This is a genomic window from Kitasatospora sp. NPDC091335 (assembly GCF_044757205.1).
Classification (GTDB): domain Bacteria; phylum Actinomycetota; class Actinomycetes; order Streptomycetales; family Streptomycetaceae; genus Kitasatospora.
In genome coordinates, this window is record NZ_JBIVUM010000005.1 from 423,036 (window position 1) to 448,282 (window position 25,247).

Consider the following 25,247-nt stretch of genomic DNA (forward strand, 5'->3'; position numbering starts at 1 on the left):
TCGCTCCGGGCCGACGGGTCGCTCCGGGTGGTCCGGTCGTTCCCGGCCGTCGGACCGCACAGGGCGGTTTGAGACTTTCCGCCGGAACTGAGCGCCTGTGGTCCGAAAAGTTTCAACCGTTCCCTCAAGGATACGCTTGAGGTCCATGAACCAGGACATGCATGACTTCGTCACCCCGGCGTGCGAGCTTCTGGGCCTCGGCGAACCGACGCACCAGGAGCCGGCGTTCGGGCGGGTCCGCAACGAGCTGTTCGCCCGGCTGGTCGACCGGGGCTTCCGGTCGGTCGCGCTGGAGACCGACCGGGTGGCCGCGTTCGCCGTGGACGCCTACGTCCGGGAGGGCGTCGGCACCCTCGACTCGGTGATGTCGGAGGGCTTCACCCACGACTTCGGGGCGCTTGAGCCCAACCGCCGACTCGTCGCCTGGATACGGGAGTTCAACCGGGAACGGCCGCCCGGCGAGCGGCTGACGTTCCACGGCTTCGACATCCCGACCGAGAACACCAGTGCTCCCAGTCCGCGCCCTTACCTCCAGCAGGCCCGCGACTACCTGGGGCTCGACCTCGGTGTCGACCTCGCCGCGCTGGCGGGTGAGGACGAGCGCTGGAGCCGTACGGAGGCGGTGACGGACCCGGCCCAGTCGCCGGGTGGCTCCGCGGAGGCGGCGAGGCTGCGCTGCGTCGCGGACGACCTCCTCCTCCGACTCCAAATGCGTGCACCGGAGTTGATCGCTTCGACCTCCTCCGCCGAGTGGTTCGAGGCCCGCGCGCGACTGGCGGCCGGGATCGGACTGCTGCGCTACCACGCGCAGTCGGCCGTCCCGGGGCTCGCCCCGAGTGCCCGGCTCGGCGCCCTGCTCGGTGTGCGGGACGCGCTGATGGCGCAGAACCTCCTCGACATCCGGGAGATCGAGGCCCGGCGCGGACCGACCCTGGTCTTCTCCCACAACCTGCACCTTCGACGGACCCCGAGCACCTGGGCGCTGGGCGAACTGGACTGCCGGTGGACCGGCGCGGGCCGCATCGTCGGCTCGCTGCTGGGCGAGCGGTACGCCTTCGTCGCCGGGAGCCTGGGACGCAGCGAGGCACTCGGGCTGGCCGACCCCGCACCGGGGACGTACGAGGCGCACCTGCAAGGATCGGGTGCGGCCTGGGAGTTGACGAGCCCGGCGCTGCCGGAGAGATCCCGTACCCGCACCGGGACCGAGTCGCGGCAGGGTTACTTCCCGCTCGACCGGGAGGTCCTCGACGGGGCGGCCGCGGTGCTGCACATCGCCGACGGGGCGGCGGTGCCGGCCGCTTCCTGAGCGTCCGCCGGCCCTGGATAGGCCCGCCGCAGGTGGGCCACCAGGGCGGCGGTCGGCGGTGCGGCGGGCTGCCCGGCCGGCCAGGCCAGCGCGATCCTGACCCGGGGGACGGGCTCGGTGAGCGGACGGACGCGCAGGCCGGGCACCTGGCCCGGGTCGGGCAGGACGGCCACGCCGAGCCCGTGGGCGGCCAGCTCGGCCAACTGCGGTGGCGCGGCCGCCTCGACGCCGATCGCCGGGTCGACACCGGCCTCGGCCAGGGCGCGCTCCAGCGCGGTGCGCATCCCGGTGCCGCGCGGGGTGCTCACCAGGGCGTGCCCGGCGAGCGCCGCGACCGGGAGCGCTCCCCGGCCGGGCTCGGTACGACGCCGGGAGGAACCGGGGCCGGAGGCCGGGGCAGCACCCGAGCCGCCAGCCGAGGCAACCGTGAGCGGATGGTCCTCGGCCCAGGCCGCGACCAGCGGGACCTCCAGCACGGTGTGCACGGCGAGCCCGGTCAGCTCCGGCCCGCCGTCGTCGCTCTCCCGCCCGTTCGCGGGGGCGGGCAGGCCGACGACGGCGAGGTCCAGCCGGCCGTCACGCAGGGCGGCGAGCATCCGTGCGGTGGTGTCCTCGGTGAGCGAGAAGTCGATACCGGGGTGCTCCTGGCGGAACGCGGCCAGCGTGGTGGCGAGCCCGGGGAAGGTGCCAAGTCCGGACGGCGGGGTCAGGGCCGCCCCGGCGACCATGCCCAGCCGCACGTGTCCGCGCCGCAGTCCATCGAACTCCCACGCGGCGCGGCGGGCTTCGGCCTCGGCGGCGAGTGCCGCCCTGGCGTGCGGCAGCACCGCCTCACCGGCCGGGGTGAGCCGCACGGTACGGCCCGAGCGGTCGAGCAGCCGGTGGCCCAGCTCCCGTTCCAGCTGCCGGATCTGGGAGCTCACCCCGGGCTGGGTCAGGTGGAGCAGCTGCGCGGCCCGGGTGAAGCTGCCGTGCTGGGCGACGGTGACGAAGTACCGGAGCTGCCGCAGTTCCATAACCGCTGATCATAGGCGGCAGAACGTTCCGGTCTTGGACGGGCGTACGGTTCCGGTCGCAGGCTGGACGCATGGAGAACGTGCCACAGAACGCCGCGCCGCAGGACGCCGTGGCGCAGAACATCACGCCGCAGGACGCCGTGCCGCAGGGCCGGGACACCGGGCCGATCCAGTGGATCCGTGAGCAGGTCGCGGCCGAGCGCCGCGAACTCGCCGCCGTGTTCGCCGCCCTCACCCCGGAGCAGTGGAACTCGCCCTCGCTGTGCGGGGGCTGGCGGGTCCGCGAGGTGGTCGCGCACATGAGCACCGGCTTCCGGCACTCGACGGCGCGCACCGTCCTCGAACTCGCCCGCTCCGGCGGCAGCATCCACCGCATGGCCGACCGGATCGCCCGCCGCGACGCCGCCGCCATGACGGAACGCGAACTCGTCGCCGCGCTGGCCGACCATGCCGGTCACCCGTGGCGCCCGCCCGTCGGCGGCCGGATCGCGGCCCTCGCCCACGACGCCGTCCACGGCCTCGACGTCACCGTGGCGCTCGGCCTGCCCGCCCGTCTCCCGCAGGACCGGGTGAGTGCGCTGCTGGCCGGCCTCACCCCACGTGGCCTGCGGTTCTTCGGGGCCCGGTTGGACGGCGTCCGGCTGGAGGCGACGGACACCGGCTGGTCGTACGGCGAGGGGCAGCTCACGGTGCGGGGGCGGGCGGAGCACCTGCTGCTGCTCGCGTACGGGCGCAGGGTGCCGGAGGGGCTGCTGCTGGGGGACGGCGCCGGTCGGTTCACCGCCGGGGGCTGAGCGCGAGCCCCGGGCAGGTGGGGGCTCGGCCGTCATGCGGGTTTCGGGTGCCCGTGACTACGATCGGATGAGGTCCTTCCGGATGGTGGTGGAGACGGGAAGCCAGGTCGCCGATGGCCCCGAGGTCCGTGCAGTGGCCGCCGTACGTGCGGGTCGCTCCGTGGTTGCTGACCGCCGGCGGGCTGGTGTGGAACGCGCTGGACCCGGCCGACTACTGGGGCGATCCGCTGCTCGCGGCCGCCGCGGTGCTGGCGGGGGCGCTGCTGGTACTGCGTGACACCGTCGCGGTCGGGGCGGCCAATGTGCTCGGCATCCTGCTGCTCTCCACCCAGGACGGGTCGGTCGGGACCAGGGCCGGATACCTGGAGCTGGGGAACACGGTGTTCGCGGCGCTGCTCGGGATCGGGGTGAACCGGGTGGTGGCCCGGCACGGGCGGCGGCTGGCGCGGGTGCGGTCGGTCGCCGAGGCGGCGCAGCGCGCGGTGCTGCCGGAGCCGCCCGCGCGGGTGGGACGGCTGTCGGTCGCGGCCTGCTACCGGGCCGCCCAGGACGAGGCGCTCATCGGGGGTGACGCGTACGCGGTGCAGGTCACCCCGTACGGCGTGCGCGGGCTGATCGCGGACGTGCGGGGCAAGGGGCTGCACGCGGTGGGCGCGGTGTCGGTGCTGCTGGGCGCGTTCCGGGAGGCCTCCCACCGGGTGCCGGAGCTGGTCGCGCTCGCGGACGCGCTGGAGGACTCGTTGCTGCGGGAGAGCGAGCGGATGAGCGAGGAGCTGCGGCTGGAGGGGTTCATCACCGCGCTGCTGGTGGAGTTCCCGCCGGGGGAGGAGAGCGTGCGCACGCTCGACTGCGGGCACCCGGGACCCTACCTGCTGGGCCCGAACACGAGGGACGGGGCGCTGCGGGACGGGGCGGTGCGGGGCAGGGCCGGCCTCGGGGTGCGGCGGCTGGACGCGGCGGATCCCGGGCTGCCGCTGGGGATGGGCGGGCTGGGCGTCGGGCGTCCGGCGCCGGAGAGCAGGCCGTTCCCGGCCGGGTGCACGCTGCTGCTGGTGACCGACGGGGTGACCGAGGCCAGGGACGCGGCGGGGGAGTTCTACGATCCGGTGCTCGGGCTGGCTCCGCTGGGGCCGTTCGGCGGGCCGGCGGAGGTGCTGGACGCGCTGGTGGCGGACGTCGAGCGGTGGACGGGCGGGCCCCGGGACGACGACATGGCGGTGCTCGCGATCACCCGCCGGGCGGAGCGGGACGACGGACCGGTCGGCTGAGGGGACCGGCCGGGCGGGTGGTTGGGCGGCCGGGGGACGGCTGGAGGACGCGGCCCGGACGCCGGGGCGTGACCGTCGGCTCCGGTGTGGCCCCGGTGCGGCCCCGGATCGGCGGCCGTGGCCGTCCGGGACCCCGTTCTACGTCCCACTTCGATCACGCGGATATCACGATGAGGTGTCGGTCGGGCTTCGCTTCATGGGATCCGGCCAAGTTGAGGCTCTCCGTCCGGTGGCTGGAAAAGCCGCGTCCGCATACCGGACGGCGAAATGGATCGATGGAGCCGGAGGCGGTCGGGTCGCCCGTCGACCCGTGCCGCCTCGGCCGACGGGCGAGGACGGTGGTGCGGCTGCGGCGGGTGTGACCGTCGGGGGCGCGCAAGGAGCGCCGGGGTGGTGGCGGGATTCGGCCGACCTCCGGGCCGTCCGGAAACGGACCCGGTGCTTGCCCCGTGTCGAAGGGGTGACCGAGAGTCGCATCGATGAACGAGAAGCCCAGCCCCCGCCAGGCCCGTCTGCTCGACCACCGCGACTTCCGGCTCCTGCTGACCGGAGCAGCCGCGGCCCAGACGGGCAGTCAGGTCACCCTCGTCGCTCTGCCGCTGGTGGCGGTGCTGGTGCTCGACGCCACACCGTTCCAGGTCGGTCTGCTGACCGCCGCGGAAACCGCCGCCTTCCTGCTCGTCGGCCTCCCGGCGGGCGCCTGGCTGGACCGGATGCGCAAGCTGCCGGTGCTGGTCCGGGCCGACCTGGTGCGCTGCCTGGCCGTCGGGTCGATCCCGCCGGCCGCCGCGCTCGGGGTGCTCGGCATGCCGCAGCTCTACGTGGTGGCGCTGGTCACCGGGGTGGCGACGGTGTTCTTCGACGTCGCCCACCAGTCCTTCCTGCCCGCCGTCCTGCCGCGCGAGCAACTGGTCGGCGGGAACGGGGCGCTGGAGACGGTCCGCTCCTCGGCGCAGATCGCCGGGCCCGGCCTCGGCGGGGGGCTGGTCCAGCTGCTCGGGGCGCCGCTCGCCATCGTGGCCGACGCCTGCGGGTACCTCGTCTCCGCGCTGCTGCTCGTCCGGATCAAGGTCGAGGAGCCGCGTCCGGAACCCGCGCCGGGGCGCTCGCTGCGCGCCGAGGTCGGCGAGGGCGTGCGGTTCGTGCTCGGTCACCCGCTGCTGCGGGCGATCGCGACCGCCACCGCCACGTCCAATCTGTTCTCGGCCGTGCTGACCGCCGTGCAGACGGTCTTCTGGGTGCGGGTGCTCGACCTGTCGCCGGGCGCCATCGGCGTGCTGCTGTCGGTCTCCGCCGTCGGCGGGCTGGCGGGCGCGCTGTGCGCCGGGCAGCTCGCCCGGTGGATCGGACAGGCCCGGCTGATCTGGCTCTCCACGGTGGTGACGGCGCCGTTCGCGCTGCTGTGGCCGCTGTCCGGCAGCGGTGCGGGCGTGGTGCTGTTCGGCCTGGCCTCCGGGGTGGTGCTGTTCGGCGCGGTCGCCTACAACGTCGCCCAGGTGAGCTTCCGGCAGAGCCTCTGTCCGCCGGAGCTGCTCGGCCGGATGAACGCCACGATGCGCTTCCTGGTGTGGGGGACCCTGCCGATCGGCGCCCTGGTCGGCGGCGTGGTCGCCGACGCGTCCGGGCCGCGCACCGCGCTCTGGCTCTGCGCGATCGGCTTCCTGCTGGTGCCGCTGCCGCTGCTGCTGTCACCGCTGCGGCGGATGCGGGAACTGCCGGGCGCCGACCGCCCGGCCGGGCCCGCCGGGGGCCCGGAGGCCGGCGACGAGGAGGACGCCGTGAGCCCCACGACGCCCTGACCGGCGGCCACCCCGGCCTTCGGCTGAATGCGTAACCGTCCGAACCGCCTTCCGCGAACCCCGAACCGCCTGCCCGGACCGCCTGCCCGAACCGCCTGCCCGAACCGCCTCCCCGAACCCCGAACGAACGAACCCCTGGACCTGAGCACAGCCCTGGCCGAGTCCCCCGACCGATCCCCGACCCGAGCCGCGACCGGAAACCGGAGACCGTTCCCGTGCACGCCAGCATCACCGCCGCCTACCTCGCCCGGTACCGCTCCGCCGCCGCCGAATCCCCGGTGGAGCTGCTCCCGCTGACCGGGGCCCAGCGACGGTTCCTGATCACCCGCAGGCTCGCGCAGCAGAGCCGCACCGACGTCGTCCCGCTGTTCTTCGCCTACCCGCGCGGCACCCTCGACCTCGACCGGCTGGCCCGCGCCGCCGCCGCGGTGGCCGCCCGCCACCCGGCACTCTGCGGCGGCTTCGGGACCGTACGCGGCACACCCGTGCTGCGCACCGGCGGCCCCTCGGCCGAGGCCGCCAGGATCGCCGTCGCCCCCGGTCGCACCGCCCGCGCCGCGCTGCGCGACGCCCTGCTGGACTGGCCCGCCGACGGGCCCGCGCTGCGCCTGCTGGTGGCCGCGGACCCGGACGGCGACGAGGAACTCCTCGCCCTCGCACTGGACCACGCGGCCTGCGACGAGCAGTCGCTCGGTGTGCTCACCGCCGAGGTCGGCGCGGCCTACGAGCGGGACGAGCCGGCGGCCGCCGGGCCGGCCCCGCAGGCCCTCGCCGACTACCGGCAGGCCGTCGAACTCCAGCTCGCCGTCGAGGACGCCGCCGGCGGCCCCGCGGCTCAGGCCCACTGGGGCCGCCGGCTGGGCGGCCTGACCGGGGCCGGCGGCGGCGCGGCCACGTCCACCGGCATGCTCACCGAACGGCTGCCCGCCGCCGAGGGCGCCGCCCGCAGCGCCGTCTTCCCCGCCCTGCTGGACGCGGTCGGGGCCGCCGCGCACCGGCTGCACCGGGCGCCGGAGGCCGGGGGAGGGCCGCTGGCGCTCGGCTACCCGTGGGGCGGCCGGCCGGTGGGGGCGCCCGCCGCGCTCGGCTGCTTCCTCAACACCCTCGTCCACCCCGCCACTTCGGGCCCGGCCGCGGACCTGGACACCCTCGCGGACGCCTGGTGGGACGACCTGGACCACGCCGGCACCCCCTTCGACGAGGTGGTCAGGGCCGCCCGCACCGCAGGGGCCCCCTGGTCGGGCGCCCTGGATGCCCTGCTCACCCTGGAGGACCTGCACCGCCGCCCGCCGCTGGTGCTCGGCGGCACCCCGGGCCGGGAGACCCACCTGGACGGACGGCCGCTGGCCGCGCCGCTGGCCGTCTCCGCCTCGCACGGCGACGACCTGCTGATCCGGCTGGGCTGGGACCGCGACCGCTTCCCCGAGGCCGACGCCCAGGCCGCCTTCGGCGAACTGCTCGCCGTGCTGCGGCACCACCTGCACGCTCGGCCGGCCGTGGCCCCGCAGGTCTGAACGCCGCGCGTCGGCCACAGACGCCGACCGCCTCCCCTGACCACCGCCCGCACCCGTTCACCCGCACCCGTACGCCCGGATCCCGCGCGCCCGAATCCGTACGCCCGAAACCGTACGCCCGTTCCGCGGGCCCGACCTCCCACCCCGGATCCGCCCACGACGGGTCCACCCCGTCCGTCCGAGCGCGCCCGACGCGCCGCCCGGACGGACCCCCGGGTCCCGGGCCGCACCTCACCCCGGTGCGGCCCGGTCCACCGGCCGGTACGGGACCACCCCACGCCCGCGACCGACCTTCGCAGTGCCGACAAGCCCACCACACAAGGGAGTTGACCATGTTCGCACTCTCTCCTTCGCAGGAGATCGTCTGGCTGCACGAACAGATGCTGCCGGGCAGCCGCGCCTACAACTTCACCGCCGTCCTCGACCTGTGGGGCACCCTCGACCGGGACGCGCTGCACGCCGGCCTGGCCGCCGTGCTGGCCCACCACCCCGGTCTGCGGCTGGAGTTGATGCCCAGGCCGGAGGGACTGCCCGGCCAGCGGGTCGCCGAGGACTGCGAACCCGAGCTGCGCCACAGCGACTTCACCGCCGAGCAGGACCCGGAGGCCGCCTTCCGCCGGCTGCTCGCCGCCGAGGCCGAGGAGCCGCTGGACACCGAGCGGGCCCCGGTGCTGCGCTGGCACCTGGTCCGGCTCGCCGAGGACCACCACCGGCTGATCCACGTCGAACACCACCTCGTCCACGACGGCCACTCCTTCGCGATCCTGCTGCGCGACCTGTTCACCGTCTACCGCGCCACCGTCCTCGGCGAGCCGTACGAGCTGCCCACCGCGCCCTCGTACGAGGAGCACGCCCGCGCCGCCGCCGACCTCCCCCGGGACCGCGGACTCGACTTCTGGACCAGGGAGCTGACCGACGCCCCGCGCGAGGTCACCCTGCCCGGAGTGGCGCGGCCGGGCGTCGAGCGCCGCCACCGGGGCGGCCAGCTGCGCCAGTCGGTCGGCGCCGACCTGGCCGAGCGGCTGCGCGAGCGCAGCAAGGCGGACGGCCACACCCCGTTCAGCACCCTGCTCGCGCTCTTCGCCGAACTGCTGCGCCGGCACAGCGGCCACCGCGAGGTGGTGGTCGGCACCGCCGTCGGCAACCGCCCCGAGGGCTTCGAGAGCACCGTCGGCATGTTCGTGAACACCGTCCCGCTGCGCCTGCGGCTCGACCCGGCGGCCCCCGGCACCGAGGCCGTGGACGAGGTGACCGACGTCCTGCTGCGCGCGCTGCCGTACCAGGACCTGCCGGTCCAGGAGCTGACCCGCAGGCTCGGGCTGCACACCACCGGCGCCGACAACCCGCTGTTCAACGTGATGTTCAGCGCGCACGACGCGGCGCTGCCCGACGTCCAGGCGCCCGGCCTGGAGGTCTCGCTGTACGAGGGCTTCAACACCGGCACCACCCGCTTCGACCTCGACCTGGTGCTGCTGCCCGACGACCGCCGGGTGGTCGGCGAGAAGCACGGCGCCGCCGGGATGACCCTGGTCTGGGACTACGACGCGGACCTGTTCCGCGAGTCCGAGGCGGTGCTGCTGTCCGAGCGGCTGCTGGAGCTGCTGCGCTGCTACCTGGACCGTCCGGAGGCGCCGATCGCGGAACTCGCCCCCGCGCCGGAGCGGCCGGAGCGGCCGGAGAGCTCGGAAGCCGTCCTGGCGGCCGCCGCCGACCCCGCCGTGCTCGACCCGGCCGCCGCCCACGACCCCACCTCGCTCGCCCTGCTGGCCGGCACCGAGCGGATCAGCTACGGCGAACTCGACCGCCGGGTCACCGAGCTGGTCGAGCGGCTGCGCGCCGCCGGGGTCGCGCCCGGCCAGCCGGTGGCCACCGTGCTGCCGCGCGGCACGGACAGCGTGGTCGCCCTGCTCGCCTGCCTGCGGCACGGCGCCGTGTACGCGCCGCTGTCCACCGAGGACCCGGCCGCCCGGCTCGGGCTGCTGCTGGAACGGCTGAGCCCCGCGCTCGTCCTGGCCACCCGGCAGAGCGCCCTCGCGCTGCCCGCCGAGGGCGTCACCCCGGCGCTGCTGGACGGCCCCGCCTTTCCGAAGGCCGAGCCCGCCGCCGTGCTGGACGGCGCCGCCTACGTGATCCACACCTCCGGCTCCACCGGCGTGCCCAAGCCGGTGCTGGTCGGCCGCGCGGCCCTCGCCGGGTACGTCGCGGCGATCGCCGGCCGCTACGGACTCACCTCCGCCGACCGGGTGCTGCTGTTCGCCCGCCCGTCCTTCGACGTGGCCCTGGAGGAGGTGCTGCCGGCCCTCGCCGTCGGCGCCGCCCTGGTGGTGCCGCAGCGCGAGGTGCCCACCGGCCCCGAGCTGGTCGCGGTGCTGGCCGCCCGCGGCGTCACCGTCGCCAACCTGCCGACCAGCTACCTGCTCGCGGTCCGCGAGGACCTGCGCGAGGCGCTGGCGGACGGCCGCTGGGCGCCCCGGCTGCTGGTGCTCGGCGGCGAGCGGCTGCCCGCCCGGGCCCTGACCGGTCTGACCGGGGCCACCACCGTGCTGAACGCCTACGGGGTCACCGAGGCCACCGTCACCTCCACCGTGTACGAGGTCACCGCCGCCGACCTCGCCGAGGACGGCGAGATCCCGCTCGGCGCCGAACTGGACGGCGTGCGCATCCACGTCCTGGACGACACGCTGCAACCGCTCGCGCCCGGCTGCGTCGGCGAACTCGCCATCAGCGGCCCCCTGCTGGCCGAGGGCTACCTCGCGCTTCCGGAGCCGACCGCGGCCCGCTTCGTGACCGTCCCCGCACTGGACGGCGCCCTCGTCTACCGCACCGGCGACCGCGGCTACCGCGACCCGGACGGGCGGCTGCGCTTCCTCGGCCGGGCCGACAACCAGGTCAAGCTGCGCGGCCACCGGATCGAACTGGAGGAGATCGAGGCCGCCGCCTCCGCCGAACTCGGCGGCCGCTCCTGCGCCGTGCTGCTGCACACCGACCCGCAGACCGGCCCCCGACTGGTCGGCTTCCTGGAGGGCGCCGAGCGCCCCGACCAGGCGGCCCTGCACGAGGCACTCGCCCGCCGGCTGCCCGGCGGACTCGTCCCGGCGAGTTGGACGGCCGTCGCCGCGATGCCGACCCTGCCCGGCGGCAAGCCCGACCGCAACGCCCTCGCCCGCCTGGCGGCCGAGGCCCCGGAGCCGGAGGCACGGGACAGCGCGCCGAGCGCGTTCACCGACCCCGGCCAGCAGCTGATCGCCGCCGCCTGGCGCGAGGTGCTCGGCCACGACCGCTTCACCGCGGACTCGCACTTCTTCGAGGTCGGCGGCCACTCGCTGCTCGCCGCCCAGCTCGCCGCCTACCTGGAGCCGCACCTCGGCAGCCGCCCGCCGCTGCGCACCCTGTTCCGCCACGCCGTGCTGGCCGACCAGGCCCGCGCCCTCACCGCAGGAGAGACGAAGTGACCGCCCCCTCCGCCGTCCTGGAGGACGGCCACCGCGAACTCGTCGAGGCCTTCGAGAGCTTCGTGCGCCGCGAACTCGTCCCGCTGGCCGCCGAGTTGCCCGAGACCGCCGACCTGGTCCCGGGAGACCTGCGGGCCTACGTCCGCAAGCGCTCCGCCGCGCTCGGCTTCTACGCCGGCGACTACCCCGAGGACCTCGGCGGCGCCGACATGCCGTTCACCGCCGTCGTCCTGCTGCACCACGCCGCCGGGCGCAGTGGCTGCGTGCTCGCCCCGTACGCCCTGGCCGGCTCCGACGGGCCCAGTCCGCTGCTGCGCAACGGCACCCCCGAGCAGGTCGAGCGCCACCTGGTCCCGCTGGTGCGCGGCGAGCAGACCCGCTGCCTCGCCCTCACCGAACCGCACGCGGGCTCCGACGCGTTCCGGCTCACCACCACGGCCGTGCGCAGCGGCGACGGCTGGGTGCTGAACGGCCGCAAGACCTTCGTCAGCAACGCCGAGCACGCCGGGATCGCCCTGGTCGTCACCGCCACCGACCTCGGTGACGGGGCCGGCCCCGTCGCGGGGGCCACCGCCTTCGTGCTGCCGATGGACCAGCCGGGGCTGCGGATCGGCCAGCGCTACGAGGGCATGTCCGGCGAGCCGCTGTTCGAGCTGCTGCTGGACGGGGTCACCGTCGGCCCCGAGGCCGTGATCGGCGGCGAGGAGGGCGTCGGCGCGGCCACCGCCCTCGCCATCGACAGCCTCTCGCGCGGCCGCCTGGTGGTCGCCGCGATGTGCAACGGCATCGCCGAGTACGCGCTGCGGATCGGCGTCGAGTACGCGAAGGACCGGCGCGCCTTCGGCCGGGTGATCGGCGAGTACCAGCACGTCCAGGAGCACCTGGTCGCCACCCGGGCCGAGGTCGAGGCCTCCAAGCTGCTCACCCTCGCCTGCGCCCGGCTGGTCGACGAGGGCACCGAGTCGCCCGAGAACGCGGCGCTCGCCAAGCTCACGGCCTCGGAGACCGCCGTACGTGCCGTGGACCGCTCGCTCCAGGTGCACGGGGCCACCGGCTGGGTGCGCGGGCACCCGCTGGAGTTCCTGTACCGCTACGTCCGGATGACCACGATCATCGAGGGGACCTCGGAGGTCCAGAAGGTGATCATTGCCCGTTCCATGGGCCTGAACTGACGATACGTCACCTTCCTGGAGATGATGATGGAACACACTGACGAGAAGACCGCCGGCACGGAGACCCCGAGCATCGGCTACGGCCGTCCGCACCAGGACGGCGCGGTGCTCGACCTGTTCACCAGCTGGGCGCACCGCACCCCGGACGCCCCCGCCCTGATCGACGGCGACCGCGCCTACGGCTACGCCGAACTCGACCGCCTCGCCGACACCGTGGCCGAGGCCCTGCGCGGCAAGGTCGGCCCCGGCGACCTGCTCGGCGTCTGCCTCGGCCACTCGGTCTCGCTGGCCGCCGTCACCCTGGCCGCCGCCAAGCTGGGCGCCGTCCACCTGCCGCTCGGCCCGCGCCCCGGCGAGCACCGGCTGCGGGCCGTCGCCGAACAGCTGCGCCCGGCCTGCCTGGTGGGCGAGCCCGGACTGCTGCCGCCCGGCGGCGAACGGCTGGAGCTGGACCTGCCCACCGGCGGCGTGGTGGCCGCCCTGAGCTCCGGCGAGCAGGTGCCCGTCCCGCCCGGCACCCAGTACGCGGTGCTCACCTCCGGCTCCACCGGCACCCCGAAGGCCGTCGCCGTCACCGAGCCCGCGTTCGGCGCCCTGCTCCAGTGGTACCGCGAGCTGACCGGCCTCGGCCCCGGCGAGCGGCACGGCCTGCTGATCGGCGTCGCCTTCGACCCGCACCTGATGGAGCTGTGGGGCGGCCTCACCTCCGGCGCGGCCCTGGTCGTCGCCCCCGAGGCCGTCCGCTGGGACACCGGCGCGCTCACCGACTGGTGGCGCGAGGCCGGGATCACCGTGGCCGTCCTGCCCACCCCGATGGCCGAACCCGTCCTCGGCCGGCCCTGGCCCGCCGGCCTGGCGCTGCGCCACCTGACGATCGGCGGCGACCGGCTGCGCCGCGCCCCCGGGCCCGACGTCACCGCGACCGTCCACAACGCCTACGGCCCCGCCGAGGCCACCGTCACCACCACCGTGCACAGCATGGCCCCCGGCGGCGACCACGGCGCCGGCGCCCCGCCGATCGGCCTGCCGATCGACGGCGCCGTCCTCCTGGTCACCGACGAGGACGGCCGCCCGGTGCCGCGCGGCACGGCCGGCGAGCTGCGGATCGGCGGCCGCGGCCTGGCCGCCGGGTACCTCGACCCCGAGCTGACCGCCCGCCGCTTCGTCGACGCGCCCGCCGGCCTGGTCGGCACCGACCGGGTCTACCGCACCGGCGACCGGGTGGCCATGCGGCCGGACGGCGTGCTGGAGTTCCACGGCCGGCTGGACGACCAGGTCAAGGTCAGCGGCGTGCGGATCGAACCCGCCGAGGTCGAGGCCGCCTTCGAGCGCGACCCGCGGGTGCACCGGGCGGTGGTCGCCGCCGGGCAGGCGCCGGCCGGCGGGGCCCGGCTGCTCGCCTTCGTCCGGGCCGAGGACGGCGCCGACCCCGCGGCACTGCTCGACGCCGCCCGGCCCTGGCTGCCCGAACAGGCCGTGCCCTCCGCCGTCCGGCTGGTGGAGCGCTTCCCGCTGGACGCCAACGGCAAGGTGGACCGCCAGGCGCTGCTCGCCGAGGCGACCGCGGCGGGCGGAGCGGACGACGACCCGGTGGACGAGGGAAGCACCCCGGTCGAGCGCACCGTGCTCAAGCTCTGCCGCGAGCTGATCGGCCACGCCGACCTCCGGCCGCAGGACAACTTCCTCGCCGCGGGCGGCAATTCGCTGGCCGCCGCGAGACTGCTGGAGGCCCTGGAGAACGAGTACGGCGTACGGCTGCGCGCCCCGCTGGTGCTGCGCCAGCCGGACCTGCGGGCCGTCGCCCGGCTGATCGAGGAGCGGCTCGCGGCCCTGACCGCCTGACCCGCCCCGACCTCCTCAGCAGAGCGCCCCGGCCCACCCGGCCGGGGCGCCCGGAAGGGAACCACCATGACCACCGCGACCCGGCCCGCGCACACCGCCACTTCCCCGCACGCCAGGCCCGCCCTCCCCGCCCTGATCGCCCGGCAGGCCGGACTCCGGCCCGACGCGCTCGCCGTGACCGACGGCTCCACCGCCCTGACCTACCGCGAACTCGTGGACGCGGCAGGCCGGCTGGCCGCCGTCCTGACCGCCAGGGGGATCGGCCCCGGCAGCGCCGTCGGCCTGCTCTGCGCCCGCTCCACCCGGCTCGTCGTCGCCCAGCTCGCCGTCTGGCGGGCCGGCGGACTGCTCGTCCCGATCGACCCGGCCTACCCGCGCCCGCGGATCGCCGAGATGACCGCCGACGCGGACGTCCGGCTCGTCCTCGGCGACAAGGGCCTGCTCGCCGAGGCCGGGCTCCCCGAGGAGCGCACCCTGGTGCTGACCGAGCGCGGCACCGAGACCGACGACGAGACCGACGGCGAGCCGGCCCCCGACGCCGCCGACCCGGCCGCGCCCGCCCTGCTCTACTACACCTCGGGATCCACCGGCCGCCCCAAGGGCGTCCTCGTCCCGCACAGCGCCGTCACCGACCTGGTCACCGCCGAGGACGCGTTCACCCTCGGCCCGCGCGACCGGGTGCTCTTCCACTCCACCGTCTCCTTCGACGCCGCCACCTTCGAGCTGTGGGCCCCGCTCGCCCGCGGCGCCGCCGTGGCCGTCTCCCCGACCGAGCGGCCCAGCGCCGAGGACCTGGTCCGCGACGTGGAGCGCTTCGGCGTCACCACCCTCTTCCTCACCACCGCGCTCTTCCACCACCTGGCCGCCCGGCGGTCCCGGATCTTCGGCGTGCTGCGCACCCTGGCCTTCGGCGGCGAGGCGGTCTCGCCCGAACACGCGGGCGCCGTGCTGCGGGCCTTCCCCTGGCTCGAACTGATCAACGTCTACGGGCCCACCGAGGCCACCACCTTCACCACCCTGCACCGGGTCACCCCGGCCGACTGCGCCGGCTCCGTCCCGATCGGCCGGACCTTCGGCGGCGCCCGCGCGTACGTCCTGGACGAGCGGCTCGCGCCGGCCGCCCCCGGCACCGTCGGCGAGCTGTGGATCGCCGGCGACCGGCTGGCCCTCGGCTACCTGGACCGGCCCGAGCTGACCGCCGAGCGCTTCCGCGAGCTGCCGGGCATCGGGCGGGCCTACCGCACCGGCGACCGGGTCGGCCGACGGGCGGACGGCTCCCTGGAGTTCCACGGACGCACCGACGACCAGGTCAAGGTGCGCGGCTTCCGGATCGAACCGGGCGAGGTCGAACACGCGCTGCTCCGGCTGCCCGAGGTCGCGGAGGCCGCGGTCGTGGTCCGCCGGGCCGGACAGCCCGACGCCGCGCTCACCGCCTGCCTGGTGCCCGCCGAGGGCGCCCACCCCGCCGTCGAGGCACTGCGCGCCCGGCTCGCCGAGCAGCTGCCCGCCCACCTGGTGCCCACCGCCTGGACCGTGCTCGCCGCGCTGCCGCTGACCGGCAGCGGGAAGGTGGACCGGCGCGCCCTGGCCGCCGACGGACCGTCCGAGGCGCGGCCGTCCGCCGGCGCCGAGCTCGGCCCGATCGAACAGGCCGTCGCCGAGGCGTGGAGCCGCGCCCTGGAACGCCCGATCACCGACCCGGCCGCCGACTTCCTCGCCGAGGGCGGGCACTCGCTGCTCGCCATGTGGGTGGTGGACGACCTGCGCGAGGACCTCGGCGTCGAGCTGTCGCTCGCCGACTTCCTCGGCCACCCGACCGTCGCCGCCCAGGCCGAGCTGCTGGAACGCGCCCTGCGGGCCGCCGACGACACCCCGGGAGCCGACCGATGAGCACCGTCGACCAGGCCGACCTGCTGCGCCGGGCCCGCGGCCGCCGCGCCGCCGGCGGTCCCACCGCCACCGGTTCCGATTCCGCTCGTCCCGCCGTCTCCGCCCCCGCGCCGGAGGACGGCCCGGCCCCGCTCTCGCACGCCCAGCAGCGGATGTGGCTGATGGACCACCTCGGCCAGGGCGGCGCCCTCTACAACGTGCCGCTCGCCACCCGGCTGCGCGGCCCGCTCGACCGGCGGGCCCTCGCCGCCGCGATCACCGGCCTGACCGAACGGCACGCCGTCCTGCGCACCCGCTACCCGCGCCGGGACGACCAGCCGTACCAGCGGATCGAGCCGGTCGCCCCGGTGCCGCTGCCGGTCCTGGACGCCACCGGCCCCGCGCAGCTCGCCGCCGAGGCCGCCCGCCCGTTCGACCTGGCCACCGGCCCGGTGCTGCGCGCCCTGCTGCTGCGGCACGGCCCCGAGGACCACAGCCTGCTGCTGACGATCCATCACATCGCCGTCGACGGCGGATCCCTGCCCGTCCTGGCCGCCGACCTGGCCGCGCTCTACCGCGCCGAACGCGACGGCACGGCACTCCGGCTCCCGCCGCCGGGGCCCCCGTACGCCGACTACGCCCGCCAGGAGCGCGCCCGCGAGACCGAGCTGACGGCCGCCGCCGACCGCCTCGCCGACCGCCTCGCCGGAGCCCGGCCGCTCCCGCTGCTACGGCCCGTCCCGCCCGGGGCCCGCGAGCGCCGCGCCGCCCTGCACACCACCGCGCTGGACCCCGGCGTGACGGAGGCGCTGCGCACCCTCGGCTCCCGGCACGGCGCCACCCTGTTCACCGTCGTGCTGGCCGCCGCGTTCGCCGCGCTGCGCACCGCCTCCGGGCAGGACGACCTGGTCCTCGGCTGCGCCAGCGGCCACCGGGCCCGCCCCGAACTGCGGCGGACCGTCGGCCTCGGCGTCAACACCCTGGCCGTACGGGCGAATCCGGCCGGCGACCCGTCCTTCACGGAACTGCTCGGGTCGGTGCGCACCGCCCTGCTCGACGCCCAGCAGCACCACGAGGTGCCGTTCGACCTCGTGGTCGAGCGGCTCGGCGCGGCGGCCCGCGGGGCCGACGGCACCCCGCTGCTCTCGGTCAGCTGCGACCTGGTCCGGCCGGGCGAGCCGCTCGCGCTGCCGGGACTGGCCGCCGAGAACGTCGAACTCGACCTTGGGCTGGCCAAGTTCGGTCTGGCACTGCTGCTGGAGGACGGCCCGCGGCCGCGTGTCCTGGTCCAGCACGACCGGGACGCGCTGGACGAGGCCACCGCCGCCCGGCTCGCCGAGGCCTTCGCCGCGCTGCTCACCGCCGTGGCCGGCGACCCGGACCGGCCGCTGTCCGCACTGCCCGGAGAGCGGCTGACCGACGCCGAACACCCGCTGGTGGCAGCCCTGTCGGCCGACCCCTCGGTGGTCGAGGCGGCCGTGGTCGAGAACCCGGACGGCCCGCCGCTCGCCTACGCGGTGGTGCGCGGCCCGGTCGCCCCGACCGGCACCGCGCTGCGGGACTCCCTGCGCGGGCGCCTGCCGGCCGCCGGACTGCCGCTCGCGGTCACGCTGGTGGACCGGTTGCCCCGCCACCCCGACGGCACCCCCGACCGCGACCGGCTGCCCGGCGCCGCCCAGGGGGTCGTCGTCCAAGGGGTCGTTGCCCAGGGAGGCGCGGGTCGTCAGGACGCGGGCCCGCTGGAGGCGGTGCGGCAGGCCTTCGGCGAACTGCTGGGCGTGACCCCGTCCGCCGACGGCGACTTCTTCGCCCTCGGCGGCCACTCCCTGGTCGCCGTCCAGCTCGCCGAGCGCCTGCGCACCCGCACCGGGCTGCCGCTCACCGGCCTCGACATCCTGGAACAGCGCACCCCGCGCGCCCTCGCCGCGCTGCTCGCCACCCGCGCGGAGGAGCGCCGTGCCGCCCTCGCCAGGACGGGTGCCCACGCGCGGACCGGTGCCCGCACCGGCACCGTCCTGCTCACCGGAGCCACCGGCGGAGTCGGCGCCGCCGTGCTCCAGGAGCTGATGGCGGAGGGCAGGCCGGTCCGGGTACTGGTCCGGCCGGAGTCCGCGCACCTGCCCGCGCTGAACGGCGCCGAGGTGACGGAGGGCGACCTCGGCGACCTCGACAGCCTGCGCCGGGCCGTCGAGGGCGTGGACGCCGTCATCCACTCCGCCTGCACCTTCACCGACCACGCCACCGACCTCGCCGCGATGCGCGCCCTGGCCGACGGCCGGCGGGGCGGCCCGTTCGTCTTCGTCAGCAGCATCGACGCGTACGGCCGCCCGGCGGGCACCGAGGTCCCCGAGGGCAGCCCCGCCGGCGCGTCGGTCACCCCGTACGGGCAGGCCAAACTGGACTGCGAGCGCGTCCTCTTCGAGGCCGCCGCCGCCGGCCGCGGCCCGGCCACCGCCGTCCGCGCCCCGATCGTCTGGGGCCCGCACCACCGGCTGCGCGACCAGCTCCGCTGGGGCTCCACCGGCGCCCTCTACCAGGCCGCCCTGGCCGGCCGGCCGATCGGCCTGCCGGACACCGACCGGTGGTACGGCGCCTCCTGGGTGCACGCCGCCGCCCTGGCCCGCGCCCTGACCGCCTGCCTCACCCCTGACCACCCCGCCACCGGCCGGGTCGTCAACGCGGTGAGCGGACACGTCTCCTGGGCCGAGTTCACCGCCGAACTGGTCCGCCTGCTCGGCTCCGCCGCCCCGATCGTCGCCACCGCCGACGCCGACCCGGAACTGCGCCGCCCCTGGCACTACCGGGCGGACACCCTGGCCGGCCCGCTCACCCCGGAACCGGGCGAGGACTGGCGCGCCGTCCTGGCGGCCATGGTCGGCTGATCCGCACCATCGCGGGCGGAGGGGTCAGGAAGCCGGACCCCTCCGCCCGCGCCACCGGAGGTGCCGCAGCCGGGGGACGGCGATCTTCTTGACCTCAAGCTCGCTTGAGCTCCTAGCCTTCCCGTGACCGGCCATCGGATGACGGGAGAGGGCACATGATTCTTGTGACAGGAGCCACCGGGAACATCGGACGTTCCCTGCTCGGAGAACTGCACGCGCACGGCGCGGGCCCCGTCCGGGGGCTCACCCGGGACGCCGCCCGGGCCTCGTTCCCCGCGGGGGTGGAGGCGTGGGAGGGCGACTTCGCCGACCCGGCCGCCCTGGCGCCCGCGCTCGACGGGGTGCGTTCGCTGTTCCTGGTGTCCCGGCTCGGCCCCGATGCCGACATCCTCGAAGCCGCCGGCCGGGCCGGCGTCGAGCACGTGGTGCTGGTGTCCTCCATCACCGTCCTGACGCATCCGCACCTGGGCCCCGCCCGGGAGAACCTGGCCGTCGAGCGGCTGCTGGAGGACAGCGGCATGGCGTGGACGGTGCTCCGGCCGACGCAGTTCGCCTCGAACACCCTGTGGTGGGCGGCGTCGATCCGCGAGCGCCGGACGGTCCGGGTCCCGTACGCGGACACCGGGCTGCCCACGATCCACCCCGCCGACATCGCGGCGGTGGCGCGCGTGGCGTTGACCGAACCGGGGCACCGGGGCCGGGCGTACGCGCTGACCGGGCCGGAGCGGGTGACGCCCCGGCAGCAGGCGGCGGCCATCGCGGCGGCCCTGGGCCGGGAGGTGCCCTTCGCGGAGACCGGCCGGGAGGAGGCCCACCGGCAGCTGTCCGCGGCCCTGGGCGCCGAGGCCGCGGACGCGGTGCTGGACGTGACGGGCGGGGACGTCAACGACGAGCTGCTGGCGGTGCGTGACACGGTCGGGAAGGTCACCGGGGCCGCCGCCAGGCCGTTCCACCGGTGGGTCGCCGAGAACCTCGCCGCCTTCCGCTGAGGGCTCCGTTGCCCGTTGCCCGTTTCCCGACCCGGCCGAGGACCCTGCCGCTCAGCCGATGGTCACCACCCGGGCCCACTCCGGGGGTTCGTCCGGCCGGTACTCCTCCTCGTCCTCGGCGTCCTCGTCGTACCGGCTCGGCCGGGGGAACAGGCCCACCACCGTGCGGCACGACGGCGCGACCTCCGGCCAGGGGGTCTGCCCGTCCGTCAGCACCACCACCACGTCCGGCCGCGGCCGGGTCCGCAGCGCCGCCGCGAAGCCCGTCCGCAGGTCGGTGCCCCCACCGCCGATCAGCTGGACGCCCGCCGCCCGGCAGACCGGCTGGACGGTGTGGGCGGCCGCGTCGCAGGAGACCACGGTGACCTGGTCCAGGCGGCTGCCGACCGCCCGGCCGATCGCCGTGACCTCCAGCAGCGCGCTGCCCAGTTCCTCGTCCGAGACCGACCCGGAGGTGTCGACCACCACCGACACCCGGGGCGGGCGCCGCCGCAGGCTCGGCAGCACCACGCCCGGCAGGCCGGTCGAGCGGCGGGACGGACGGCCGTAGCTGTAGTCCCCGCCCGTGCCCGCTCCGGAGGCCGCCGAGCGCACCGCCGCACCCAGCAGCTGCCGCCAGGGCTGCGGCGGGTGGAACGCCTCCTCGGCCCACCGCTGCCAGCCCTCGGGGGCGTCGCCGGGGCGGCCCCGGATGCCCTCGGCGACCCGGAAGCGGACGGCGTCCTGCTCCTGCGGGGACAGCCCGTGGGCGCCGTCCGGGCCCAGCTCCCAGGACCGTTCCAGGCCGTCGGCGCCGCTGCCGCAGTCCAGCCAGGCCAGCTCCCGCACGTGCAGGTCGACCCGGATGCGGTCGAGGTAGTCCTCCATCAGCTGCCCGTCCGGCAGCCCGAGGAAGTCCGGTGTCACGGCGCTCTCGGGGGTGACGAGCCCGTCGCCGAACACGTCGTCGTTGATCTCGCAGTCGGCGGCGACGTTCATCCGCAGCCGGGCGGCCGGTCCGCGCAGCCCGAGGGCCCTGGCGAGGCGGTCGCCGCGCCCGTGGTGGTCGCGCAGCAGGTGCGACACCTCGTGGACCCAGACCGAGGCGAGTTCCTCCACCGACGTGCGGTCGACGAAGCCCGGCGAGGCGTAGCAGCGCCAGTGGCGGTCCACGCCCATCGTCGGCACCTGCCGGGACTCCACCAGCCGCAGGGCGAACAGCGCGGTCGCCAGGTACGGCCGGGCCCGGACGGCCTGGAGGCGGGCGGCGTACAGCTTGGCCACGTCCAGCGCGGCGGCCCCGCTCACCTCCCGGCCCCGGCCCCGGCGCCCGCCCCGACCGCGACCCGGGCGGCGGCCCGGTCCGCCCGCCGGGACAGTTCCACCGCCGACGCCAGGTGCTCGATCGCCGCCGGCACGTCCCAGTCCTCCCGGCGCAGCGAGGCCAGCGTGGTGGCCGGGACGACCACCACGTCCGGCGCCCCGGTCTCCAGCGCCCGGACCAGCAGCGCCCAGGCCGCGTCCCAGCGCTCCCGCTCCGGCCGGTTGCGCACCGCCGCGACCACCCCGTCCAGCACCGCCTGGCGCAGGTCCCCGCGCTCCGGCAGCACCGCGCCGGCCGGGTCGGCGAGCAGGTCCTCCGGGTCCGGCAGGTCCATCCGCTCCATGTGCGCCATCAGTTCCAGCCCGGGGCCGTCCCCGACCGCGCCCCGCACCAGCAGCGACAGCACCTCCCGGGAGGAGCCGGCCGCGGTCGCGAAGGCGACCAGCCGCAGCGTCATGTCCCAGCTGCGCGGCGACGGCCAGGCGCCGCCGCGCCGGGTCTCGGTGGTGGGCAGCCGGTGCACCAGCTCGGGCCGGACCGCCAGCAGCCCGCACACGGCCCGCCGCGCCAGCGCGACGGCCTCCGGCAGCGCCCGCCGGTCGAGTCCGGGCAGGGTGGCCACCGGCCAGACGCCGCCGAGGCCGCGCACCACCACCTCGTGGTCGTGCGCCCACTGGAGGTGGACGAAGCGGTTGGCCAGCGGCGGGCTCAGCTCCCAGCCGTCGGCCGCCGAGGAGCGCGGGTTGGCGGCGGCCACGATCCTTACGCCGGACGGCAGTTGCAGGGCGCCGATGCGCCGTTCCAGGACCAGCCGGAGCAGTGCGGCCTGGACGGCGGGCGGCGCGGTGGACAGCTCGTCCAGGAACAGCAGCCCGCGCCCGGCCCGCACCAGGCGCACCGCCCAGTCCGGCGGGGCCAGCGGGACGCCCTGCTGCGCCGGGTCGTCGCCGACGATGGGCAGCCCGGAGAAGTCGGAGGGTTCGTGGACGCTGGCGATGACGGTGGTCAGCGGCAGGTCCAGGGCCTCGGCGAGCTGGTTGAGCGCGGCGGTCTTGCCGATGCCGGGCTCGCCCCAGAGCAGGACGGGCAGGTCGGCGGCGACGGCCAGGGTGAGCGCCTCCAGCTGGGTGTCGGCGCGCGGTTCGGTGGTGGTGTCGGCCAGCAGGTCGAGCAGCTGCCGGGCGACGTCGAGGCGGGCGGTTTCGGGCATGGGAACGGGCATGGGTGATCACCTCAAGGGGTCTGGTGCGGAAGGGTTTTCGGGCGCGCCGACGTCAGCGGTGCGAGGCCAGTCGGGGCCGGGCCCGGTGGGTGGCGTGGCGCGGACGGTGGGCGGTGCCGTCCGGGCGTGAACCGCGGGTCGCCCGCGGCGACCGGTGGGTGACGACCCAGGGCCCGGTCAGGCCGGAGCGGTAGAGGCCGTAGGCGATCCGCCGTTCGGCCGCCGCCGCCAGCTCGTCCCGCAGCGGCCCTTCGCGCAGCACCGCCTCCGGGCCGAGCAGGGCCTCGACCAGGGCCAGTGCCCCGGCGGTGTCGCCGTGGTCCAACCGTTCGCGCACACCGGCCAGTTCGTGCGGCCGGCGGTGCGTGAGGTCGACCGCCCGCAGGCAGGGCAGCGGGGTGCCGGACAGGGCGGCCAGCAGTTCCTCGCGGCGCAGCTCGGCCGGGTCGTGGTCGAGCGGGGCGAGCACCCCGTCGACCAGCCCGATCCGGTGCCGCGCCCCTCGGCAGTCCACCAGCCGCTGCGGCCAGGGCGGCGAGGACCCCCGCGTCCGGGTTCGGTGGCCGGGCGCCAGCGCGGCCGCCACCAGCGGGTGCAGCCCGTCGGGCTCGATCGCGCCGCTGCGGAGCAGGCCGAGGTCCGGTGGCACCCAGGTCGCGGCGTCGGGCAGCAGCGGCAGTGCCGAGGTGTCCCCGGAGGCCTCCGCCGTCGACCCGTCCGGCCCGAGCAGCAGCCGCCGCCGACGTCCGAGCCGCACCACGACGGGCCCGGCGGGGCGCCCGTCGGCGCGCAGCAACAGCTCGGCCTCGGCGGCCCAGCGGTCGACGGCGCAGGGGTCGACGGCTTGGTGGTCGACGGCGTAGTGCGGCGGGGGATCGCCGAGGCCGTTGCCGGGAGCGCCCGTCGGCGGACCTCCCGAACCGGCCCTGACCGCCAGTTCCGTGCTGCGCCCGGCATCCCAGAGGTGGCGGTGCAGGTCGTGGCGGAACCGCCGGCTGGGATGCGGGTGCGGGTGCGGCGACCGGCCGTCGTCCTCGGAGCCGTCCCAGAGGGCCAGGGCGATCCGCTGCCCGTACTCCGCCCAGGCGGGCGGTGTGCGGACCACGAGAACGACCGGAGGCTCGCCCGGGTACCGGGCCAGTGGCACGGTGAGCCCGGGCCGCAGCAGCCCGTCGGGAGCGGTCCTCGGCAGGTGCCAGCGCAGTAGGTCGGGTGCGAGGCGGCGCAGATCGTCCCGTAGCCGGCCGGCGAGTTCCCGGCCGTGGAGGCGGGCGACGTCCCACAGCCGGAAGTCGACCTCGACGTTGGCGGTGGCACAGGCCCCGGCCCAGTCGCCGGCCAGGCGGCGGGCGGTGGCGGCTTCGATCATGGAGGGCGGCACGGCGTACTCGCGTACGCGCCGCCAGAAGGAGAGGCGGGAGTCGTTCCCGTGCGCGGGGTGAGTGGGCATCAGCACTCACACTTCGCGGACGGGACCCCCGATCTGAGAGCAGGGTGAGTGGTCATCGCGGGGAGCATAGCGCCCCGCGCCGCCGTCCGCCACACCGTTCCGCTCCCCGGCCGCGGCGGCTCAAGGGCCGCTGGAGACCGGGTCGAGAACAAGCCGGCGGCGGCCGGCGACCCGTCCCGGATCCATGATCTCGCCGCCGTGCGGGTCAAGTTCGCGGACAGCTGGGTGCCGGTCAACATGCTCCGCACCGCGCTCTGCACCGGCGGTCTGCTCGCCCTGACCCGCTCCCTGGTGCTGCACGGCCGCGCCGAGCGCTGAACGCCGCACCCCTCGCAGGTGCCCCCCGGCAGCACCCCGTCGGGGGCCTTCGCCGTTCGCGCCCACCCCGTTGACGCCGTTCCTCCGGCCGCCCGCCGCGCGGCTGGCCGATTCCGTTCGCTCGCGACCGGGGACGGGTCGCGGCGGGGGCGCCGCCGGGAGCAGACTGGCCGCGGCACGGGAGTTCCGACCGCAGGGGGCAGGCATGTCCGTACGACCCGTCAGGCGCAGGGCACTCGGCAGGTTCAGGGCCGCGATCGGCGCGCTCGTCGTCGCCCTGGCGGCGGGCGCGGCGGTGGCCCTGCCCGCCGCGGAGGCGGAGGCGGCCGGCCCCCGGGGCGGCAAGGTGGTCTACCTGACCTTCGACGACGGCCCCAGCCCCGCCCACACGCCCAAGGTCCTGACGACGCTCGCCCGCTACGGGGTGCGCGCGACCTTCTTCGAGATCGGGCAGAACGTCGCCGCCCACCCCTCGCTGACCGCGCAGGTCGCCCGGCAGGGCCACAGCGTGCAGAACCACTCCTGGTCGCACCCGGACCTGCGCAAGCTCTCCGCCTCCGCGCTCGACTCCCAGCTGGTGGACACCGATCGGGCCATCCGCGCGCAGACCGGCCGCACCCCGACGTGCCTGCGCCCGCCGTACGGGGCGGTCAACGGCACGGTGCGCTCGAAGGCCGCGTCGCTCGGCAAGCAGGTCGTGCTCTGGTCGGTGGACCCGGCGGACTGGTCCAGGCCCGGTACGTCCGCGATCCGCTCGCGGGTGCTGGACAACGTCCGTCCGGGATCGGTGATCCTGCTGCACGACGGCGGCGGCGACCGCAGTCAGACGGTCGCCGCGCTGCCCGGGATCATCTCCGCGCTGAAGTCGCGCGGGTACGGCTTCGCCACCCTCTGCGGCTGAGTCCGGTCAGCGGCAGAGGGTGGCTCCGGTCGTGGGCGGGGGCCGCCCGGGCCCCCCACCGGGAGGGCCCGGGCCCAAAACCCCGCGGCGGGGCGCCCCGCCAACGCCGCACCAACCCCCCGGGAGGGACAAACCCCCCGCCGGGAACGC

17 protein-coding genes are annotated in these 25,247 nt (G+C 76.5%); 13 read left to right on the plus strand and 4 right to left on the minus strand.

The genetic code is table 11. The features are described from left to right. The first annotated feature begins 145 nt into the window (after window positions 1-145). Window positions 146-1,306: an erythromycin esterase family protein gene (locus ACIQOW_RS15575; RefSeq protein ID WP_401084451.1), complete on the plus strand. Its 1,161-nt coding sequence runs from the start codon at window positions 146-148 to the stop codon at window positions 1,304-1,306. Here the strand turns inward: ACIQOW_RS15575 and ACIQOW_RS15580 are convergent. After that, a complete protein-coding gene (locus ACIQOW_RS15580; protein WP_401084453.1) occupies window positions 1,219-2,322 on the minus strand; it encodes a LysR family transcriptional regulator in 1,104 nt (367 codons plus the stop codon). The genes ACIQOW_RS15575 and ACIQOW_RS15580 overlap by 88 nt on opposite strands. Window positions 2,323-2,393: 71 nt before the next feature. On the opposite strand from ACIQOW_RS15580, the gene ACIQOW_RS15585 reads away from it, so the two are divergent. The 10 genes from ACIQOW_RS15585 to ACIQOW_RS15630 all read left to right on the plus strand — a co-directional run bounded on the left by ACIQOW_RS15585 (window position 2,394) and on the right by ACIQOW_RS15630 (window position 19,903). Beyond that, complete coding sequence (locus ACIQOW_RS15585; RefSeq protein ID WP_401084456.1) at window positions 2,394-3,116, plus strand: maleylpyruvate isomerase family mycothiol-dependent enzyme; 723 nt, start codon at window positions 2,394-2,396, stop codon at window positions 3,114-3,116. Between the two features lie 113 nt (window positions 3,117-3,229). Continuing rightward, window positions 3,230-4,384 (plus strand): PP2C family protein-serine/threonine phosphatase, encoded by a 1,155-nt coding sequence (locus ACIQOW_RS15590; RefSeq protein WP_401084459.1) that lies wholly within the window; start codon window positions 3,230-3,232, stop codon window positions 4,382-4,384. A gap of 479 nt (window positions 4,385-4,863) precedes the next feature. Beyond that, window positions 4,864-6,183: an MFS transporter gene (locus ACIQOW_RS15595; protein ID WP_401084462.1), complete on the plus strand. Its 1,320-nt coding sequence runs from the start codon at window positions 4,864-4,866 to the stop codon at window positions 6,181-6,183. A 215-nt stretch (window positions 6,184-6,398) separates the two neighbouring features. Further along, window positions 6,399-7,697, plus strand: coding sequence for a non-ribosomal peptide synthetase (locus tag ACIQOW_RS15600; protein ID WP_401084465.1), 1,299 nt, complete (start codon window positions 6,399-6,401; stop codon window positions 7,695-7,697). 332 nt (window positions 7,698-8,029) lie between these two features. Next, entirely contained in the window at window positions 8,030-11,149 is a 3,120-nt protein-coding gene (locus ACIQOW_RS15605) for an amino acid adenylation domain-containing protein (protein ID WP_401084468.1), read from the plus strand. After that, on the plus strand, window positions 11,146-12,321 hold the full coding sequence (locus ACIQOW_RS15610) for an acyl-CoA dehydrogenase family protein (RefSeq protein WP_401084470.1): 1,176 nt from the start codon (window positions 11,146-11,148) through the stop codon (window positions 12,319-12,321). The genes ACIQOW_RS15605 and ACIQOW_RS15610 overlap by 4 nt, the downstream gene beginning before the upstream one ends. A 27-nt stretch (window positions 12,322-12,348) precedes the next feature. Continuing rightward, window positions 12,349-14,163 carry an amino acid adenylation domain-containing protein gene (locus ACIQOW_RS15615; protein ID WP_401084473.1) on the plus strand — a complete coding sequence of 605 codons (1,815 nt, stop codon included), beginning with the start codon at window positions 12,349-12,351 and terminating at the stop codon, window positions 14,161-14,163. A gap of 66 nt (window positions 14,164-14,229) precedes the next feature. Beyond that, window positions 14,230-16,053 (plus strand): non-ribosomal peptide synthetase, encoded by a 1,824-nt coding sequence (locus tag ACIQOW_RS15620; RefSeq protein WP_401084476.1) that lies wholly within the window; start codon window positions 14,230-14,232, stop codon window positions 16,051-16,053. Then, window positions 16,050-18,914: a condensation domain-containing protein gene (locus ACIQOW_RS15625; protein WP_401084479.1), complete on the plus strand. Its 2,865-nt coding sequence runs from the start codon at window positions 16,050-16,052 to the stop codon at window positions 18,912-18,914. Before ACIQOW_RS15620 ends, ACIQOW_RS15625 begins: the two co-directional genes overlap by 4 nt. A gap of 155 nt (window positions 18,915-19,069) precedes the next feature. Further along, entirely contained in the window at window positions 19,070-19,903 is an 834-nt protein-coding gene (locus tag ACIQOW_RS15630) for an SDR family oxidoreductase (RefSeq protein ID WP_401084480.1), read from the plus strand. A gap of 51 nt (window positions 19,904-19,954) precedes the next feature. Here the strand turns inward: ACIQOW_RS15630 and ACIQOW_RS15635 are convergent, their stop codons facing one another. From ACIQOW_RS15635 to ACIQOW_RS15645, 3 genes are read right to left on the minus strand one after another with little or no spacing between them, the layout of a single operon-like run. Then, window positions 19,955-21,190 carry a VWA-like domain-containing protein gene (locus ACIQOW_RS15635; RefSeq protein ID WP_401084483.1) on the minus strand — a complete coding sequence of 412 codons (1,236 nt, stop codon included), beginning with the start codon at window positions 21,188-21,190 and terminating at the stop codon, window positions 19,955-19,957. Beyond that, complete coding sequence (locus ACIQOW_RS15640; protein WP_401084486.1) at window positions 21,187-22,428, minus strand: AAA family ATPase; 1,242 nt, start codon at window positions 22,426-22,428, stop codon at window positions 21,187-21,189. The genes ACIQOW_RS15635 and ACIQOW_RS15640 overlap by 4 nt, the downstream gene beginning before the upstream one ends. A 52-nt stretch (window positions 22,429-22,480) precedes the next feature. After that, a complete protein-coding gene (locus ACIQOW_RS15645) occupies window positions 22,481-23,878 on the minus strand; it encodes a hypothetical protein (protein WP_401084489.1) in 1,398 nt (465 codons plus the stop codon). 48 nt (window positions 23,879-23,926) lie between these two features. Between ACIQOW_RS15645 and ACIQOW_RS15650 the strand changes: the two genes are divergently transcribed. Continuing rightward, window positions 23,927-24,196 (plus strand): hypothetical protein, encoded by a 270-nt coding sequence (locus ACIQOW_RS15650; RefSeq protein ID WP_401084491.1) that lies wholly within the window; start codon window positions 23,927-23,929, stop codon window positions 24,194-24,196. Between the two features lie 205 nt (window positions 24,197-24,401). Further along, window positions 24,402-25,097, plus strand: a complete 696-nt coding sequence (locus ACIQOW_RS15655) for a polysaccharide deacetylase family protein (RefSeq protein ID WP_401084494.1) — start codon at window positions 24,402-24,404, stop codon at window positions 25,095-25,097. Window positions 25,098-25,247: the final 150 nt, after the last annotated feature.

Bases quoted from the DNA above. Each gene is read 5' to 3' on its own strand.
- ACIQOW_RS15575 (WP_401084451.1), top strand. From the start codon at position 146: ATGAACCAGGACATGCATGACTTCGTCACCCCGGCGTGCGAGCTTCTG.
- ACIQOW_RS15580 (WP_401084453.1), bottom strand. From the start codon at position 2,322: ATGGAACTGCGGCAGCTCCGGTACTTCGTCACCGTCGCCCAGCACGGC.
- ACIQOW_RS15585 (WP_401084456.1), top strand. From the start codon at position 2,394: ATGGAGAACGTGCCACAGAACGCCGCGCCGCAGGACGCCGTGGCGCAG.
- ACIQOW_RS15590 (WP_401084459.1), top strand. From the start codon at position 3,230: ATGGCCCCGAGGTCCGTGCAGTGGCCGCCGTACGTGCGGGTCGCTCCG.
- ACIQOW_RS15595 (WP_401084462.1), top strand. From the start codon at position 4,864: ATGAACGAGAAGCCCAGCCCCCGCCAGGCCCGTCTGCTCGACCACCGC.
- ACIQOW_RS15605 (WP_401084468.1), top strand. From the start codon at position 8,030: ATGTTCGCACTCTCTCCTTCGCAGGAGATCGTCTGGCTGCACGAACAG.
- ACIQOW_RS15615 (WP_401084473.1), top strand. From the start codon at position 12,349: ATGGAACACACTGACGAGAAGACCGCCGGCACGGAGACCCCGAGCATC.
- ACIQOW_RS15620 (WP_401084476.1), top strand. From the start codon at position 14,230: ATGACCACCGCGACCCGGCCCGCGCACACCGCCACTTCCCCGCACGCC.
- ACIQOW_RS15625 (WP_401084479.1), top strand. From the start codon at position 16,050: ATGAGCACCGTCGACCAGGCCGACCTGCTGCGCCGGGCCCGCGGCCGC.
- ACIQOW_RS15630 (WP_401084480.1), top strand. From the start codon at position 19,070: ATGATTCTTGTGACAGGAGCCACCGGGAACATCGGACGTTCCCTGCTC.
- ACIQOW_RS15640 (WP_401084486.1), bottom strand. From the start codon at position 22,428: ATGCCCGTTCCCATGCCCGAAACCGCCCGCCTCGACGTCGCCCGGCAG.
- ACIQOW_RS15645 (WP_401084489.1), bottom strand. From the start codon at position 23,878: ATGCCCACTCACCCCGCGCACGGGAACGACTCCCGCCTCTCCTTCTGG.
- ACIQOW_RS15655 (WP_401084494.1), top strand. From the start codon at position 24,402: ATGTCCGTACGACCCGTCAGGCGCAGGGCACTCGGCAGGTTCAGGGCC.